At 67.1% G+C, this 17,701-nt stretch carries 12 protein-coding genes; 9 read left to right on the forward strand and 3 right to left on the reverse strand.

What is annotated here, in order from left to right; all coding sequences use genetic code 11:
* Positions 1-635: 635 nt before the first annotated feature.
* The 7 genes from EDC02_RS26990 (at position 636) to EDC02_RS27020 (ending at position 9,701) form a co-directional block, all read left to right on the forward strand.
* The gene (locus tag EDC02_RS26990; RefSeq protein ID WP_233606456.1) at positions 636-2,156 is read left to right on the forward strand and encodes a reverse transcriptase/maturase family protein; all 1,521 of its coding nucleotides are present in this window, start codon (positions 636-638) and stop codon (positions 2,154-2,156) included.
* Between the two features lie 78 nt (positions 2,157-2,234).
* The gene (locus tag EDC02_RS26995; protein ID WP_233605787.1) at positions 2,235-3,047 is read left to right on the forward strand and encodes a transposase; all 813 of its coding nucleotides are present in this window, start codon (positions 2,235-2,237) and stop codon (positions 3,045-3,047) included.
* Between the two features lie 377 nt (positions 3,048-3,424).
* Positions 3,425-4,813 carry an IS1380 family transposase gene (locus EDC02_RS27000; protein ID WP_199757464.1) on the forward strand — a complete coding sequence of 463 codons (1,389 nt, stop codon included), beginning with the start codon at positions 3,425-3,427 and terminating at the stop codon, positions 4,811-4,813.
* A 426-nt stretch (positions 4,814-5,239) separates the two neighbouring features.
* Positions 5,240-6,175: a hypothetical protein gene (locus tag EDC02_RS39770; RefSeq protein ID WP_148083647.1), complete on the forward strand. Its 936-nt coding sequence runs from the start codon at positions 5,240-5,242 to the stop codon at positions 6,173-6,175.
* 222 nt (positions 6,176-6,397) lie between these two features.
* Complete coding sequence (locus tag EDC02_RS42555; protein ID WP_148083648.1) at positions 6,398-7,795, forward strand: peptidoglycan-binding protein; 1,398 nt, start codon at positions 6,398-6,400, stop codon at positions 7,793-7,795.
* A 53-nt stretch (positions 7,796-7,848) separates the two neighbouring features.
* On the forward strand, positions 7,849-8,463 hold the full coding sequence (locus EDC02_RS27015; protein WP_233606457.1) for an ABC transporter ATP-binding protein: 615 nt from the start codon (positions 7,849-7,851) through the stop codon (positions 8,461-8,463).
* A 35-nt stretch (positions 8,464-8,498) separates the two neighbouring features.
* Positions 8,499-9,701, forward strand: coding sequence for an ABC transporter permease (locus EDC02_RS27020; protein WP_199757925.1), 1,203 nt, complete (start codon positions 8,499-8,501; stop codon positions 9,699-9,701).
* An 878-nt stretch (positions 9,702-10,579) separates the two neighbouring features.
* Here the strand turns inward: EDC02_RS27020 and EDC02_RS27025 are convergent.
* Together EDC02_RS27025 and EDC02_RS27030 are read right to left on the reverse strand one after the other, a co-directional pair.
* Positions 10,580-10,822, reverse strand: coding sequence for a hypothetical protein (locus EDC02_RS27025; protein WP_148083649.1), 243 nt, complete (start codon positions 10,820-10,822; stop codon positions 10,580-10,582).
* A gap of 120 nt (positions 10,823-10,942) precedes the next feature.
* A complete protein-coding gene (locus EDC02_RS27030; RefSeq protein WP_123605188.1) occupies positions 10,943-11,767 on the reverse strand; it encodes a helix-turn-helix domain-containing protein in 825 nt (274 codons plus the stop codon).
* 103 nt (positions 11,768-11,870) lie between these two features.
* On the opposite strand from EDC02_RS27030, the gene EDC02_RS27035 reads away from it, so the two are divergent.
* Together EDC02_RS27035 and EDC02_RS27040 are read left to right on the forward strand one after the other, a co-directional pair.
* Positions 11,871-12,794, forward strand: a complete 924-nt coding sequence (locus EDC02_RS27035; RefSeq protein WP_370461574.1) for an oxidoreductase — start codon at positions 11,871-11,873, stop codon at positions 12,792-12,794.
* 105 nt (positions 12,795-12,899) lie between these two features.
* On the forward strand, positions 12,900-14,285 hold the full coding sequence (locus tag EDC02_RS27040) for an FGGY family carbohydrate kinase (RefSeq protein ID WP_123605189.1): 1,386 nt from the start codon (positions 12,900-12,902) through the stop codon (positions 14,283-14,285).
* Positions 14,286-14,336: 51 nt separating this feature from the next.
* Here EDC02_RS27040 and EDC02_RS27045 read toward each other — a convergent pair whose 3' ends face one another.
* Positions 14,337-17,624, reverse strand: coding sequence for a DEAD/DEAH box helicase (locus EDC02_RS27045; RefSeq protein ID WP_123605190.1), 3,288 nt, complete (start codon positions 17,622-17,624; stop codon positions 14,337-14,339).
* Between the last annotated feature and the right edge of the window lie 77 nt (positions 17,625-17,701).

Below are 17,701 nucleotides of genomic sequence, written 5' to 3' on the forward strand. Positions count from 1 at the left end.
TGGTTAAAGCTGGATTGCCTGAACCCCCAATTTCCCGGTAGGTGAAGCCGGCTGACTCCGCCGGAAAAGGCGTCTGCAACGGCGTCACGCTCTGCGTCGACATGATGTGGTGGTCGCGCAACCTTCGGAGCGGTTGGAACGGCTCCCAGCGAGGGAGATCAAGGGAATGATGTGGGGAACCTAAACGCGCTATTACGTATGACAGGGACGAACGTGGGATCACCTGTCGGGTGCGAACCCTATGGTGACAGAGGCCCCGTATTAGTCGTCGGAGTCACGCCCGACCCAGGGAGGACGGGAAGGCCGTCCACAGGGCGAAGGGGGCCAGGTGGCTGGATACTCAACGACCGTGAGGTATGCGTAATGCAGAACGCCGAAATGGTGGCTGAATGTCCTACGTGAACGCGGAAGGCGTGGCCTGCCGTGCAACGAACTGTACCGACAACTGTTCAACCGAGCCTGTACTACTGGCCTACGGCCGAATCTACTCCAACGACGGAGCGATGACGCCTGGGGCCTGCGGAGAAACCGCCGACGCGATGTCTTTGGCCCAAGATCGACCGCATCATTGATGCGATGCGCCCACGAACGCTACCGATTCCAGCCAGCACGACGCGTCTACATTCCCAAAAAGAATGGAAAACGGAGACCCCTGGGTCTACCGTCATGGTCCGGATAAACTCGTCGGCGAAGTCGTCCGCCTTCTGTTGGAGGCGTATTACGAGCCGCGATTCTCCGATCGCTCACACGGTTTCCGTCCCAACCGTGGCTGCCACACCGCACTAAACGAAGTGGCAACCACCTGGACTGGGACGACCTGGTTCATCGAGGGAGATATCGCCGACTGTTTCGGAAGTCTTGACCATGAGGTCATGCTGTCGATCCTGGCGGAAAACATCCACGATAACCGGCTCCTCCGGCTCATCAAACAGATGCTACAAGCCGGGTACTTGGAGGACTGGGAGTATCACGCAACACTCAGCGGCGCCCCGCAGGGTGGTGTGGCATCACCGATCCTTTCCAACATCTATTTGGATCGGTTGGACAGATTCGTCGAGACAGTGCTCATCCCGCAGTACACCCGAAGGGCTGGCAGAACACCCAACCCTGCCTACCACAGGATATCGGCCGCTATCAAACGCGCTTACCGGCGCGGCGATCGGATAGCGGCACGCCGGCTGCGTGTGGAACGACGTGGCATGTCCGGATGGGACACTCATGATCCCGAATACCGGCGGCTACGATATTCCCGTTACGCAGACGACCACCTCCTCGGGTTCATCGGACCCAAGGCCGAAGCCGAGCAGATCAAACAACGCCTGGCCCAGTTCCTGCATGACGACCTCAAACTGGACCTGAGCCAGGACAAGACCTTGATCACGCATGCCCGCACCCAGGCTGCGCAATACCTCGGCTACGAGGTCACCGTCCAACACAGTCAGTGCCGCCCCAGCGTCAACGGCAGCATCTGGCTGCGGGTTCCCCGGACGGTGATCACCGCCAAGATCGCCCCCTACCTCGAACGCGGTCAACCCGAGCGCCGCAAGGAGTTGATGAGCTGGGACGACCACGCCATCATCAGCACCTACGACGCCGAGTACCGGGGCGTGGTTCAGTACTACCTGCTCGCCGGCGACGTGTCGAAGCTGAAACGGCTTCGGTGGGTCGCCGAAACGTCGATGCTCAAGACCCTGGCTGCGAAGCATCGCTCGACGGTGATGAAGATGGCCCGCAAGTACAAGGCCAAAATCGTCACACCGCACGGGCCGCGCACCTGCTTCCAGGCCATCGTGGCACGGCCGGGCAGGAAACCACTGGTCGCCAGGTTCGGTGGTATCCCCCTGAAACGGCAGAAGAAGGCGGCCATCAACGACCGCCTACCAGCCCCGATCACCACCCGTCGTAAAGAGCTGGTCATCCGGCTCACGGCGGGACAGTGCGAGTGGTGCGAGCGACGCGGCCCGGTGGAAACCCACCAGGTCCGCAAGCTCGCCGACCTCGACAAGCCGGGGCGACCACAGCCCGCGTGGGCGCAACTCATGGCCCGGAAACGCCGCAAGACCCTCGTGGTCTGCGCGGACTGCCACAAGGCCATCCATGCGGGACAGCCAACCGCGACACTCACGGAACAGCCGCTGGAGAGCTACGTGCGCTGAAAGGTGCCCGCGTGGTTCGGACCGGGGGCCGTTGGAAAAGGCGCCGCACACAGCGGAAACCTCGCCAACGGCCTACCGGTGTTTCGGGTACTCGACGACGCGATCGCCCAACTACCGGCGTCCTACCGGCGGAAGATCCTGATCCGCGTCGACGGCGCCGGCGCCACCCACGACCTCATGACACACCTGGAGCGGCTGAACCGGACACGACGCAACGTGCGCTTCACCGTCGGCTGGACCATCACCGCCGCCGACGAGACCGCCATCGCCCGGCTACCCGAGACCGCGTGGACCGACAGCCTCGGCCAGGACGGCACCGCCACCACCGGACAGGCACACACCGCCGAGCTGACCGGCCTCAACCAACGCCTCGACAACTGGAACACCGGGCTACGGCTGATCGTGCGACGCACCAGAGCGTCGGCCCGGCACGCGAAGAACCTCACCGCCCTGGAACGATCCACCGGCTGGCGATACGCGATCGTCGCCACCAACATCGGTCGCCTCGGACGGGTAGCCGGCTCGCACCAGCCACAATGGCTCGACGCCCTCCACCGCGCCCACGCCGGCGTCGAGGACCGCGTCCGCACCAACAAGGCCATGGGCCTACGGAACCTGCCCTCCAAGGACTGGACCGTCAACCAGGGCTGGGTCCTCGCCGCGAACATCGCCGCCGACCTCGACACCTGGACCCGGCTCCTCGGCCTACACGACCAGGCCGACCTCGCCCACGCCGAACCCGACACCCTGCGCTACCGAATCCTGCACCTCCCCGCGAAACTCGCCACCCACGCCCGCCGCACGATCCTGTCCATCCCCGACACCTGGCCCTGGGCCGAAGCGTTCACCCTCTGCTGGCAACGCCTCAGCCTGATACCCCCACCCACCTGACCCCCAACACCGGCCCCTACCAGCAGAAAGACGCCACCGGCACCAGGAGGACCGGCGCACCCGCAGCGACACGCGGCGAACCGACCCCCACCCCGAGTGGACAAAACGGTCAGCCGAACCGGACTACCAGGGATCAACACCCTCTGACGGATTGAGGCCAGCACGACTACGGATGACTCTACTCTGCATCTATATGATGTGATCTATGCCACATCAACCCTCGGTACCTCTAGCGTTACAGCAGCTCAGGAGCTCTCAGCCTCGATCCACCGATGAAGGTTTGACCGGCAGGACCCCGGCTACAGAAAGTGCCCTCTGAACTGGAAGGATAGGAGTTCTGACGCTTCTATCACTCGGTTCGAGAGGGCACCTCGCAGGTGAGAATACGCCAGGACGCGCCGGTGGTGCGCGCGACGTTCGACGATCCGAATCTGGTGTCGTGTGCCGGTCTCGTTCCGGTGATGCGCCTTGCCGAGCAGGCCGGTCTGCACGACGCGGTCGCAGACCGGGTCAGGCTACCGACGGACAAGGGCGCGAACCCGGCCGGCAAGGTCGCCACGATCGTGGCCGGGATGCTCGCGGGCGCGGACAGCATCGACGACCTCGACATCGCCCGGCACGGCGGCATGCGGTCGCTGTTCGGCGGCGTGTACGCGCCGTCGACACTCGGGTCGTTCCTGCGTACGTTCACCCACGGGCACGTACGGCAGTTACAGGCCGCCGCCCGCGACACCCTGATCGGTCTGACCGGCCGGGCACCGATCCTGACCGGCGCCGACACCCTGTGCTTCGTGGACATCGACTCCATGCTGCGGCGGGTGTACGGCAAGCAGAAGCAGGGCATCGGGTTCGGCCACGCCAAGGTCGGCGGCTACAACGTCTACCTGCGCGGCTACAACCCCCTGGTCGCGACGCTGTCCACCCCGCTGTCCGCGCCGGTGATCGCCGCCACGAGGCTGCGGTCGGGTAACGCCGGCTCGGCCCGGGGCGCCGCCACCATGATCGCCGAGGCCATCACGACCGCCCGGGCATGCGGCGCTTCGGGGGAGATCATGGTGCGAGCGGACTCGGCGTTCTACGCCAAGACGGTGATCAGCGGCTGCCGGCGTCGTGGCGTGCGGTTCTCGGTCACCTGCCGCATCGACCCGAAGATCCGCGCCGCGTGCGACGGCATCGCCGCCGACCAGTGGGTCGACATCACCTATCCGCAGGCCGTCTGGGACGAAGACGCCGGCCGGTGGATCTCCGACGCGCAGATCGCCGAAACCACGTACACCGCGTTCGCCGGCACCCGACACGAGGCGACCGCCCGGCTGATCGTGCGCCGCGTCCGCCGCGACGACCCGCAACAGATCCCCGGCCAGGACGAACTCCTGCCGACCTACCGGTACCACGCCGTGTTCACCGACAGCCCGTACACCCTCGTCCAGGCCGAAGCCCAGCACCGGCAACACGCGATCATCGAGCACGTCAACGCCGACCTGATCACCGGGCCCCTCGCCCACCTGCCCTCCGGACACTTCAGCGCCAACGACGCCTGGCTGACCTGCGCCGCGATCACGCACAACCTCACCCGCGCCGCCGGACACCTCGCCGCGGGCACCTGGTCGACCGCCAGACCCGCCACCATCCGGACCCGGATCATCACCGTCGCGGCCCGCCTCGCCCACCGGGCCCGCACCATCCACCTACACCTGCCCGAGTACTGGCCCTGGCAGGCGGCGTTCGACAACCTGTTCACCGCCGTCCAGCCGGCACCCGGCTGACCACACCCCACCAGCCGAAACCAGGCGGCCCGACCACAGGCCACAATCCCCGTTCCACCTCGAACCCTCACCCTCGGAGCAAGCCGATCACGTGATCGGCGACTCCCTCACGCCCGCCCCACCACCCCAATACAGAAATGTTCAACCAACATTTAGCGGCAACCGCGTCGGTGGATCGAGGCTCAGGAGGATCTTGATAGAGTCGCCGCAGAGTTGAATGGCAGACCGCGTCAGACGTTGAACTGGCTGAAGCCGATCGAGGTTTTCAACGATCTGGTTAAGAATGCAGTGTCGCCATGATTACTTGACTCCGCCATAGTCTGGGGGTAGCGAGTACCCGCAATCTTGGTACTATAAATAAGTTCACCCGCCACCTGACCGCCCTCTGGACGTTCTCCTTGATGGAGGGCGTCCAGAGGGCGTTGGGTGCAGCACAAGGAGGCATACATGGTTGCCAGAGGTGACACAGGCAGGTGTATAGCTCTGGTCCTACCCGCCGTCTTGGCGGCGGCTGTCGTCGGTTGCTCACCACAGAACGCCCGACAAAGCGACGATGATTCGCAGCCGGAGCCGCCTGTGGAGATGATGACGGTTGACAGCCTTGAGGCGTTCTCGCTTCCGCTGGACACCTATCGTTTGTCAAAGCAATCAGCGCAGGTCGTCTCGCAGGCGTTCGAAGAGTTGTTCGTAGAATGCATGCAGGAACTTGGCTTCACTGAGGAGCCGTGGCGGCCTAGCCCAGCCTCGGACCCAGAGGGAAACGAAGGGCTCTACGGCGTTACAGACAAGGAAGAAGCGCAGCGCTGGGGATACCACCCACCTCAGGAGTCCGAGAACTCACAACCGGACAGCGCTCCGAGGCAGGTTCCATCGGCCGCATGGCAAACGGCAGCAGAAGGATCAGCGTCACAGACAGCTGAGGGCAAGCGAGTTCCAGATGGAGGTTGTCGCGGCGCTGCGCTTCGAGAGTTGTCGGAGGGCACACCGAATACCGATGTCGAGCTTGCCGACCGTCTTGCCATCGATAGCTACCAGCGCTCTAAGGAGGACAGCCGGGTTTTGTCTACATTTTCTGAGTGGAGCGAGTGCATGCGGCAGCTTGGATTTGAGTACCCTGCGCCAATGGATGCGAACAACGATGAAACTTGGTGGTCAAGCGAAGCTCCGTCATCACGAGAAATTGCCACAGCCGTTGCAGATGTTGAGTGCAAGCAGCAGGTTGGCCTGATCAATATCTGGGCATCAGTGCATACGGCATACGAGAAGCGGGCTATCGAGGAAAACGCTGAAGCGCTAGCGTCAGTCCAGGAGTACCGCCGGATTGAGGAGGCCAATGCTCTGGCGGTCCTCGAACGGCGATGACGAAACTCTGTTGAGCGCCTCCAGCAACGACCCCGGATGCAGAATCTCGGCAGACCCGGCAACTGCGGCAAGCAGACTCGCCGATCGAGGTACCCGCAGGTGCCTCGCGACCGAGGACCTGCGTGCGCCGAGACTTGGTTTGATTGACGCCGACGGGTCGTCTAGCATCATCCAAGATGACATGCAATCGGCTCATCAACAGCAATTAGCCGGGGGTTGAACGTGCCCGAAGCCGACCTCTCGACGCTTGTGCGGCGTCAGCGGATCGCCCTGATTGTGGCGGCCGCTACTGTAGTGCTGGCAGCCGGAGGGTTGGTTCTGTCGACGTTAGTTAAGTCGCCAGCGCAACATCTTGCTGAGACCGCACCGCCGACGCCGTCTCTCCTGACAGCCACTGTACAGGAACGGGTGCTGGCGACCACAATGGTCACTCGTGGCACGGTGGTGGCAACCCATCTGCTGGAGGTGACACCTGTCGCAGCTCAGGGGGCCGACGCCCTCGTGGTGACGGGTGTGCACACAAGCGTCGGTGCGCCGGTCACGCCAGGCTCGGTGCTGGTGGAGGTGTCCGGACGTCCGTTGATCGCCCTACCAGGCTCAGTGCCGGCCTACCGGGACCTCCGCCCCGGCGACGAAGGCGACGACGTGGCGCAGCTACAGTCCGCGCTGCAAGAACTGAGCTACTACAGTGGCGCGGTCGACGGTCATTTCGGCGCAGCAACAAAGAATGCCGTGGCTCGGCTTTACGGCCAGCTAGGCTACCGTATGCCCGAGACCGGTGGCGTGAACGGGGTCGAGGAGCGAGACGCTTTGCGGGCGGCCGAGGACGCGGTCGAAGAGGCCCAGCGCGAGGTCGACAACCTTCAGCGAGTCATAGACAGTCGATCAGAATCTGCGGAGACGCCGCAACCAACGGAAGAGCCCCTCGAAGTCCAGATGGAGTACCTTCAGAAGCAACTTGATGACGCCACCATGAATCTTGAGGAGCTGATCGCGCGTACTGGGCCGATGATGCCTCGCAACGAGGTCGTCTTCGTCCCAGCCTTCCCGGCGCGCACGACTGCGCTTGGCGCAGAGGTGGGCGATCAGGTTGAAAGTGCCCTGGTTATGATATCTGCGGGCGAACTGGAGATTCTTGCTCAGTTCGCGCCGGACCAATCAGAGTTGCTTGCTAATGACATGGGGGTGGAAATATACTCCGAGATCCTCGGCCTCACCGCCTCGGCAACCATTGGAAGTATTGGGGAAGTCACCATCGATGGCGCGACCGATCAGGCGTCGGGAGGGGGGAGCGGGGCGCCGTATGTGCCGCTAAACGTCGTGCCGGATGAGCCCTTGGAGGCTGCTTGGGCTGGGCAGGACGTGCGACTCACCATAACCGCCGCGCAGACGGACGGACCGGTACTAGTCGTCCCAATATCCGCCGTGACAGCAAGCGCGAATGGGCGTACGACCGTTTCTCGGGTCGATGTAGGAGAGAGCGTCGTTCCTGTCGAAGTGAACGCGGGAGCCTCCGCTGACGGCTGGGTCCAGATCAGGCCGATTGATGGAGAGTTGGCCGCTGGCGATCGAGTAGTGGTCGGTGAGGCCGCTCGCGACATGGCGTCCGACGGCGCATGAGCACTGTCTTGGATTTCCAGGGAGTTGGGCTTACTTATCCTGGCTCGCCTTCCGTGGAGGCGTTGCAGCCGTGCGATGTGAAGATACACGCCGGCGAGTATGTGACCGTGATCGGCCCATCGGGCTCAGGTAAGTCTACGTTCCTAAATGTTGCCGGCCTGTTGGATCGGCCCACAGGTGGTCGCTATATCCTGAATGGAATAGACACGAGCGAACTCAGCAAGACGGACCGCGCTTCCATTAGAGCGCATTTCATCGGTTTCGTTTTCCAAGAGTTCCATCTGTTGCCACACCGCACGGCAATCGAGAACGTTGCCTTGGCGCAACTGTACACGGGAGCGAACCGTCGAAAGCGTATCGCCGCCGCCACTGAAATGCTGGATCGGGTGGGTTTGTCACATCGCAAGGAGGCCCTTCCCGCTAAGCTCTCTGGGGGAGAGCGGCAGAGGGTGGCTATTGCCAGGGCCCTGGCAAACGCCCCGCAGCTCCTGCTGTGCGACGAACCTACCGGGAACCTGGACACGGCAACGAGTGCAACTGTTCTAGAGCTGCTGGATGAGCTCCACGCGGATGGCTTGACCATACTCCTGATTACGCATGACCCGGAGGTGTCTGCGCGTGGGGAACGTACGCTCCAGGTCCGTGACGGTGTGGTGAGTTGGTCGTGACCGTGGGCCGAGGTAAGACGGCGCCGCGTTCGACGTTGTCCTCAATTGATCTATTCAATGAGGCACTCGCAGGCATTCTACAACGTCCCGGTAGGTCACTTCTCACCATGCTTGGCACAGTTCTCGGAATCTGTGCCTTCGTCACCGTCCTCGGCCTGTCAACGACCGCCGCCGGTCAAATCGACCGACGATTCACACAGCTCGCTGTTACGGAAGTGACGGTGGAAGACACAGGAACGGGCGCTTTGACGGGCTATGAACTTTCGTTTCCTAGTAATGCATCTGACCGCATCGAAGCACTCAACGGCGTTGTGCATGCCGGATTGTGGTGGCAGGTTCCAATTCATAGCCCTCAGATCTCTACAACCCCCGCACTACCAAGGGGCGACCGCGGCGAAGGCGGCAGTCTCACTTTTTACGCCGCAGAGCCAGGCGCATTAGAGGCAATGGGCGTCGAGATGGCTTTTGGTCGAAGCTATGACGAATTCCACCAGTCACGCGGCGAGCAGGTCGCCTTACTTGGAGCGCCCGCTGCAGCCCGACTTGGCATAACGCGACTCGACTCCTTCCCTGCAGTCTTCATCAACGGACGCCCTTACACGGTTATCGGGCTCATCGATAGCGCCGAGCGGCGGCCTGAGTTCCTCCTGTCCGTAGTGATTCCGACATCAACGGCACTAGCGACGTATGGCCCGCCGACCGACGATCCAGCCCGGATGATCGTCGAAACTGCGGTGGGCGCAGGTCCACTCGTCGCCTCACAAGCGAAACTTGCGCTTCGGCCCGATGCACCTGATCATTTCCGCGTCATCGCACCGCCAGATCCGAAGGCCCTGCGCAGTGGCGTAACCTCCGACCTCAACGTCCTCTTTCTATTGCTGGCTGGCGTCTCATTACTGATCGGCGCGGTTGGAATCGCCAATACGACCTTCGTGGCGGTCTTGGAGAGGACAAAGGAGATCGGCTTGCGCCGCGCGCTTGGGGCCCGACCCCGCCACATCGCCGCGCAGTTTCTAACAGAGTCCGTGACTCTAGGTACGCTCGGTGGCCTCATTGGCACCAGCCTTGCTGTAGCCGTCGTGGTAACCATAGCTGTCGTCCGTGAGTGGACAGCAATCCTAGCGCCGTGGACGGTGTTGCCAGCACCGCTAGCTGGCGGCCTGGTCGGCCTCCTTGCCGGCCTCTATCCGGCGCTACGCGCGGCCTGGATCGAGCCGGTGGATGCGCTCCGTCGCTGAGCCAGTGTCGTTTGTCGGTGTTGAGCTGGACGTTTGTAGACCTTTCGGCATGGCGGCGTGACCGGCGAGGCTGGTGCTGGTGTGCTTGCCGGTCATGACCCAGGCTGTAGTGGTGACGGCGGATCAGGTGTCGGTGGGGGTGCTGTCTCGTCGCTGCCGCCGGGATGGGGTCCGCGCCGCCCGTGCCCGGCGTGCGCAGCTGCTGCACCCGAACCCCACCCGAGCCTCCCGTCATGGACGCGCCCGCACCAAGCGTCCATAACAGGCCCCCTGCATATCCGGACAGCGCCCCTGTGTTGTGCTTCTGCAGCGTCGGCGGCGGTTTCCCGCCTCGGGTTCGGTCTTGCTTCCGTCTGGCGAACTGGTGGGTACGTTCGCGCTGCCAGCTTGGGGACAAGGGCAGGTCGCGGATCATGACGGAAGGTGGCAGGCTGGTGGGCTGGGTGACAGGCTCGGCGCTGACTGGCAGGCCGGGCTTGGTCGCGCGCCGAGATCGTCGGATGGTGTACCGCTGCGGCGGCGCCGGGCTGGGGCGTTGGCGCTGGGGCTGTCGCGTCATCCGCGGCAGGGGTGGCTGCAGCATGCGGCCGAGGCGGCGCAGGCCCGGATGTCGCACGTGCACGAGGACCCCGCCTTGGCCGACATCGTGACCTAGGCGTGGGACCTGGCCCGCTCGGCCCCTTCCCGGGAGTTGGTGCGCTCGAACAGCGGTGAAGCGGGGGTGGCGGTCGTCGCTCACGGCGAGAGGTCGAGCCTGGTCGCCCGCTCGGGTGGGCCAGTGTTCGTGCTCTCGTCGGCGTTCGACGGGGTGATCCGGTTGGAGCCGGACCCGTTCTGGTTGCAGAAGGCAGAGCTGTCGGAGCTGACCCAGGAGTTGATCAACGTGTCTCGGCCAGGCCGAGCGCGGCGAGAAGTGGATGCCGCCTGCCGGGTCGGGGCGGCGGGCGCGGGTGACGACGACCGTCCACATCTGGTCGCGGGTCTCGTAGCTGGTCGATGCGTCCCAGCAGCCAGTTACGCAGCTGTCGTGGCGTCATCGGTTCCGGTGGCACACCCGGTGCCACCTCGTCGCGGTCCAGATGCCAGGGCAGGCTGCCGAAGGGGTCATCGAGTCGGTCCAACAACGGCCGGTCGCTAGGCTCCAGTTCGTCGTGGACCTCCATACTCGAGCAGGTCCGCCGCCGCCTCGACGGTTGAGGAGCGTCGCCTGCGGTCGAGCGGTCGAGAACCTCGTCGGGGCGTCAGCGGGCGTACGTGGCGAGCAGTTGCAGCCGTTCGGCGTCGGCGCTGCCCGGCGCGGCGGTGTAGACGATCAGGATCGGGCCGGTGCGCCCCGGCGGGGTGTAGGCGTCCCAGTCCAGCCGCAGCTCGCCGACCTGTGGATGCGGGAACGTCTTGCTGCCGCTGACCGACTCGCGTACGTCGTGGCGGGCCCAGAGCTGGCGGAACTCGTCGCTGCGGATGCTGAGCGTGCCGACGATCTCCCGGGCACGCGGGTGCTCCGGGTCGGCGGCGACCGCCGCCCGCAGGAAACCCAGGTAGTCCAGCACCGTCTCCCGCCAGCCGGGGCAGCGGCCGTGCGCCTCGGCATGGTCGAACATGTCGACCAGGGCGTTGGTCGGCCCGATGCCCGGGTACAGTGCGGCGGCCATGGCGTTCCAGGCCAGCAGGTCCAGGTGCCGGCTGACCACCACGGCCGGGGTGTGCAGGCTGTGCAGCAGCCGGTGGGTGCTCTCCGGGACGGTTTCCCGGGTACGCCGTCGTGGTTTCGGGGGCTGCTGCGCCCGGCGGGCCAACGCCCGCAGGTGGCGGGTCTCCTCGGCGTTGAGCGCGAGGGCGCGGGCGATGCCGGTCAGCACGTCGTCGGACGGGCGGACGTCGCGGCCCTGCTCCAGCCGCTGGTAGTAGTCGGTGCTCACCCCGGCGAGCAGCGCCAGCTCCTCGCGGCGCAGCCCGGCGACCCGCCGACGCGGGCCGGGTGCCAGGCCGATCTCCTCCGGCCGCAGCCGGGAGCGGCGGTTACGGAGGAAGTCGGCCAGCTCGCGGGCGTAGACCGTGCTCGTCACACCATCAAGTGTGCCCCCGTCCACCCGCCGCAGGGTAGGTCCCGTGGTCCCAGGTTGGCCAGGTCTCTCCGGTGGCCCGTCCGGCTACCTAGCGTCGGCGGTCATGCAGGACATACGGAACTGGACCGAAGAGCAGATCCCCGACCAGCACGGCCGGCGCGCGGTGGTGACCGGGGCGAACTCCGGCGTGGGGCGGGTCACAGCGCTGGAGCTGGCCCGGCACGGGGCCGCCGTGGTGCTGGCGGTACGCAACGTGACGGCCGGTAAGGAGGCGGCCGCCACGATCCGGCGCGAGGTGCCGGGCGCCGACGTCGAGGTACGCCGGCTGGATCTGGCGTCACTCGCCTCGATCCGATCCTTCGCCACCGACTTCACCGGCAACCTCGACCTGCTGGTCAACAACGCCGGGCTGGTGTTGACCGGCCCGCGACCCCCGCTGACCGTGGACGGGTTCGACCTGCAGATGGGCACCAACGCGCTCGGGCCGTACGCGCTGACCGGGCTGCTGCTGGACCGGCTGGCCGCAGGGAAGGAGCCCCGGGTGGTCACCGTGTCATCGATCGTCCACAAATGGCGCAATCTCGACCTGGACGATCTGATGTCCGAGCGGTCCTACAACGGCAACCGGGCGTACGCGATGTCGAAGCTGGTCGGCACGATCCTCGGCCTGGAGCTGGACCGGCGGCTGCGGGCCGCCGGGTCGCCGGTGGTCAGCATGCTGGCCCACCCCGGTATGACCCGCACCAACCTGACCCCGCGCGCGATGGCCGACCGGGGCCGGCTGATGCGCGCCGCCAGCCGGCTCATGTCACTCGTCGTCAGCCCGGTCGAGGCCGGTGCCCGACCCCAGCTGTACGCGACGACCGCCCCCGGCGTACGGGGTGGGCAGTTCTTCGGGCCACGCGGGTTCCAGGAGATTCGCGGCCCGGTCACCGAGGTGCGGGCCAGCGCTCAGGCCCGGGATCCGGGCAACGGCCGGCGGATGTGGGCGGCGGCGGCCCGGCTCACCGGCGTCACATACCTCTGACCGCCGCTCTCTGACCGCCGCGAAAGATCACCATTGGACCATTCCATCGACGGGCGTAAGGTCGACCTCGGCTGGCCGTAGGACTCGACACGTGCGAGGTGTGCGTTGACACTAGTTGCCGGGGTCGACTCGTCGACCCAGTCGACGAAGGTCGTGGTCTGCGACGCGGACAGCGGGAAGCTGCTGCGCGAGGGCCGCGCCCCGCACCCGGACGGCACCGAGGTAGACCCACGCGTGTGGTGGGCCGCCTGGGAGCAGGCCAGCGCCGGGCTGCTGGACGGGGTCGCCGCGATCGGCATCGGCGGGCAGCAGCAGGGCATGATCTGCCTCGACGACGCCGGCGAGGTGGTCCGGGACGCCCTGCTGTGGAACGACACCCGGTCGGCGCAGGCCGCGGTCGACCTCACCGACGAGTTCGGCGGCCCGAAGGCGTGGGCCGACGCGGTCGGACTGGTGCCGGTGGCCAGCTTCACGGTGACCAAGCTGCGCTGGTTCGCCCGTACTGAACCGCAGCTCGCGGCCCGGACGGAGACGGTGCTGCTGCCGCACGACTGGCTCACCCACCGGCTGCGCGCCGACGGCGCAGCGCCGACGACCGACCGGGGCGAGGCCTCCGGCACCGGCTACTGGTCGGCGGCGGCCGGCGATTATCGGCGCGATCTGGTGCGGCTCGCCTTCGGGCGGGACGTGGCACTGCCCCGGGTCGCCGGACCGGCCGAGGTGGTCGGTGAGACCGCGTCCGGCGCGCTGCTGTCGGCCGGCACCGGCGACACCATGGGTACGGCGTTCGGCGTCGGCCTGCGCCCCGGCGAGGTGGTGGTGTCGCTGGGCACCTCAGGCTGCGTGTCCGGGGTGAGTGAGGTGCCGACCGCCGACCCGACCGGGCTGGTGGCCGGCTACGCCGACGCGACCGGCCGGTTCCTGCCACTGGTGTGCACGCTCAACGCGGCCCGGGTGCTGGTGACGGTCGCCGACCTGCTGGGCCGGTCGTTGGCCGAGTTGGACGAGTTGGCGTTGTCGGCCGAGCCGGGCGCGGGCGGGTTGACGCTGCTGCCGTACCTGGACGGGGAACGGACCCCGAACCTGCCCGACGCCTGCGGTCTGCTGGCCGGGATCACCCGGGCGAACGCGTCGGCGGCGAACCTGGCGCGGGCGGCGGTGGAGGGCATGCTCGGCGGCATCGCCGACGCCCTCGACGCGCTGCGCGCCCAGGACGTGCCGGTCGGCCGGGTGCTGCTGGTCGGCGGCGCGGCCCAGTCCCGCGCGGTACGGGCGATCGCGCCGGCGCTGTTCGGCGCGCCGGTCAGCGTGCCGCGCCCGGCCGAGTACGTGGCGCTCGGCGCGGCCCGGCAGGCGGCCTGGGCGCTGGCCGGTAGCACCGAGCCGCCGCAGTGGCCGGTCGAGGCAGACGAAATCACCGCCGCCGCCACCCCGCAGGTGCACGAACGCTACGTCGACGTCCGCGACCGGGCGCTGCCGCTGCTGACCTGACGCCGGCCGCCGCACACGCCGGCCCGATCCGGTCCCCGGTGACAGGTCGGCTCAGTCAAGGTCGAGCAGGTCCCTGATGTCGGCGGCGGACAGTTGCGCGGAGGCGAACTCGCCCCCGTCGAGCACACTGCTGAACAGCTCGGCTTTGCGCTGCTTCAACGCCATGACCTTCTCCTCGATGGTGTCCTTCGCGACCATCCGGTAGACCATGACGTTCGACGTCTGACCGATCCGGTGGACGCGGTCGACGGCCTGGGCCTCGGCCGCCGGGTTCCACCACGGGTCGAGCAGGATGCAGTAGTCGGCCTCGGTCAGGTTGAGACCGAACCCGCCCGCTTTGAGGCTGATCAGGAACACGTCGGCGGCGCCGCGTTTGAACTCGGCGATCGCGGCGGCCCGGTTACTGGTCGACCCGTCGAGGTAACCGCACCGGACGCCGGCGGCGACGAGCCGGTCACGCGCCGCGCCGAGAAAGCGGGTGAACTGACTGAACACCAGCGTACGGTGGCCTTCGGCGACCAGGTTGGTGATCTGGTCGGCCAGCACGTCCAGCTTGGTCGACGGAACACCCTCGTGTCTCGGGTCGACCAGGGCGACGTCGAGACTGGCCTGGCGCAGCAACGTCAACGACCGGAAGATCTCGAACCGGTTCTTCTCCAGGTCCCCGAGCAGGCCGAGGACCTTCTGCCGTTCCCGTTGCAGATAGGCCTGGTAGATCCGGCGATGTTTACGGTCCAGGTCGAGTTCCAGCACCTGTTCCTGCTTCTCCGGCAGGTCGGCGGCGACGTCGGCCTTACGGCGACGAAGCATCAGCGGCCGGATGCGGCGGCGCAGCTGGGCGAGCCGGTCACCGTCGCGGTCCCGCTCGATCGGCGTACGGTAGTAGTCGGTGAACCGGTCCAGCCGGGGAAACAACCCGGGGGCGGTGACCGAGCAGAGCGCCCAGAGTTCGAGCAGGTTGTTCTCCATCGGCGTACCGGTGATGGCCAGCTTGAACGGCGCAGTGAGCTGCTTGGCGCAGCGGTGGCTCTGCGACTGGTGGTTCTTGACGAACTGTGCCTCGTCGAGGATCAGGCCGGCCCAGTCGAGCGCCTGGTAGTCGTCGAACTCCAGCCGCAGCAGCGTGTACGAGGTCACGACGATGTCCGCCCCGGCGGCTGCCTCGGCGAGTGCCATGCCACGCCGCGCCGTGGTCTGGGTGACCACCCGTACGGTCAGGTCGGGGGTGAACCGCGCGGCCTCGGCGACCCAGTTGTGGATGACGCTGGCGGGGGCGACGACGAGGAACGGTACGTCGGCACGGGCGTGCCGGATCAGGGCCAGCGCCTGCAGGGTCTTACCGAGACCCATGTCATCGGCGAGGATGCCGCCGAGCTGGTGCTCCCGCAGGGCGGCGAGCCAGCGGAACCCGTCGAGCTGGTACGGGCGCAGCTCCGCCCGTACCTGCGGGCGCACCTGGTGGTCGACGGCGGCGCCGGCGGTGGCCAGCTCGCGGACCGCGCGCTGCCAGGCGGCGGCCTGGCCGGTGATCTCCCCCAGCTCGGCCAGTTCGGCCCAGAGGCCGGCCTGGAAGCGGCCGACGCGCAGCACGCCCGGCGGCCGGTCCTCCAGTGCCCGCGATTCGTCGATCAGCTCGCGGAGCTGGGCGAACTCGGGTCGGTCGAGGCTGAAGTACGTGCCGCTGGGCAGGATGAGGTACTGCCGGTCCTGCGCCAGCGCGGTGAACAGCTGATCGAAGACGACCTGTTCGCCGCCGACGCTGACCTGCACTGACAGGTCGAACCAGTCGTGTTCGCCGGGATGGTCGGTGCCGGCGAACCGAATGACCGGTGCCTCGTCGGATTCCCGGTAGTCCGGTACGGGCTCCGCTGCCGATTCGACCACCTCGACGCCGTCGATGTCGGCGAGCCGGGGCACGACCTCGCTGAGGAACCGGATCATGGCGTCGCCGCGGAGCGTGGTCAGCGCGGCGAGTCGTGCGCCGTTCGGAGTCGACTCGATCGCCTCCGGTACCGCTTTGGCCGTCACCTCGGTGACCTGGCCGACGACGGCGTCACGCGGGTCGGCGTCCCCGCGCGGGCCGGTCGCCCACAGCGGCTCGGTCTGCCGGTGCGCGCCGATCGCGCGGACCCACTGCCAGTGGATCGACAGCGCCTGTTCCGGCATCGGGGTCACGGCGAGGGTGAGCGTGGGCGGCGACACCGGTGGCAGGTGCACCGCCGGGCCGGCGGCGACGACCTCGACCTGTTTGAGCAGCTCCGGGTAGAACCGTTCGAAGAACCGCGTCTCGTCGGCAGCGGGGACGCGGATCGCGGGACCGGCCAGGGCCTTCGCCGCCGCCGACACCGCGCCGGACAGGGGCGCCAGCCGCAGCACCCGGTCCCGGGGTTGCGGCTCGACGCCGCCGCGCTCCCCCCACCAGGCGATCCCGTGCGCCGGTCGGCCGACAAAGACGGAGAACTCGGCGGCGACGGGTACGCCGTCGGCCAGCAGCACCGGCTGCACGATCAACTCGTCGTCGACGCGGTCGACCTGCACCGAGAGTCGGGCCGGCTGCCGGCCGACGAACACCGGCCGGCCGTACTTGCCGGGCTGGACCAGCGGCAGCCCGGCGTCGTCGGCCTCGGCCAGCAGGTCCCAGATCCGCCGACTCGCGAACGCGTCCAGGAAGATCGTCGTCGGGTGGCTGTAGTAGCCGTACCGGTCGCTGCCCACTGTCGATAGCGTGAGGATCTCGCCGAGCAACTGGCGGTGCCGTTTGGATTCCGGCGATCTGCCGTGCCCGGAGTACTGCACGTTCGACCAGCTGATGCCGGAGCGGACCCAGCCGCTCTGACCCGGTAGGACCGGACGCAGCGCGATGCGTCCGGCGTGCCCGCCGCCGGCCGCGCCCGGTTTGACCAGCTCGAACTGCAGGCCGACGGTGGCCTCGGCCGGCGCGGCGGTGACGACCGGGGCGACGTCGGAGACCAGCGCCGACAGGCTCTTCTCCCAGTCCGCCGTCGGCGCGTCCGGTGCCTGCCGCTGCTTCGGAACCGTCGGCGCGGCACCGACGACGGCCTGCAGCACCAGCGCGTACGGGTGTCCGCAGGACCGCTCGCCGCAGGAGCAGGCACCGTCGACGGTGGCGACGAGCCCGTCGGGGTCGGTGGTGACCGCCGCCGTCACGGTGCCGCCGCGACCAGGTTCCAGCCGGCCCTGGGCGTGCCCGGTCGCCGGATCCCAGCGGGCGCCGGTCAACTCGCCGTCGGCGAGTTGGGCACGGGCGCGCAGGAACGCCCGTACGCCGACGATCTCGCACAGCGCCGCTTCTTCGACGGTGAGTTCCAGCTTCGCCACTGTTCGTCGTCTCCCGAATAGGCCGCGTCGCGACGTAGGTTAGCCGGGTGTCATCGCAACGATCGAACGCCCGCCCC

The organism is Micromonospora sp. Llam0, from assembly GCF_003751085.1.
Taxonomy (GTDB): Bacteria; Actinomycetota; Actinomycetes; order Mycobacteriales; family Micromonosporaceae; genus Micromonospora_E.

What these genes read in the sequence shown, in the direction of transcription:
- EDC02_RS26990 (WP_233606456.1), top strand. Translation starts at nt 636, where the DNA reads ATGGAAAACGGAGACCCCTGGGTCTACCGTCATGGTCCGGATAAACTC.
- EDC02_RS27035 (WP_370461574.1), top strand. Translation starts at nt 11,871, where the DNA reads ATGCAGGACATACGGAACTGGACCGAAGAGCAGATCCCCGACCAGCAC.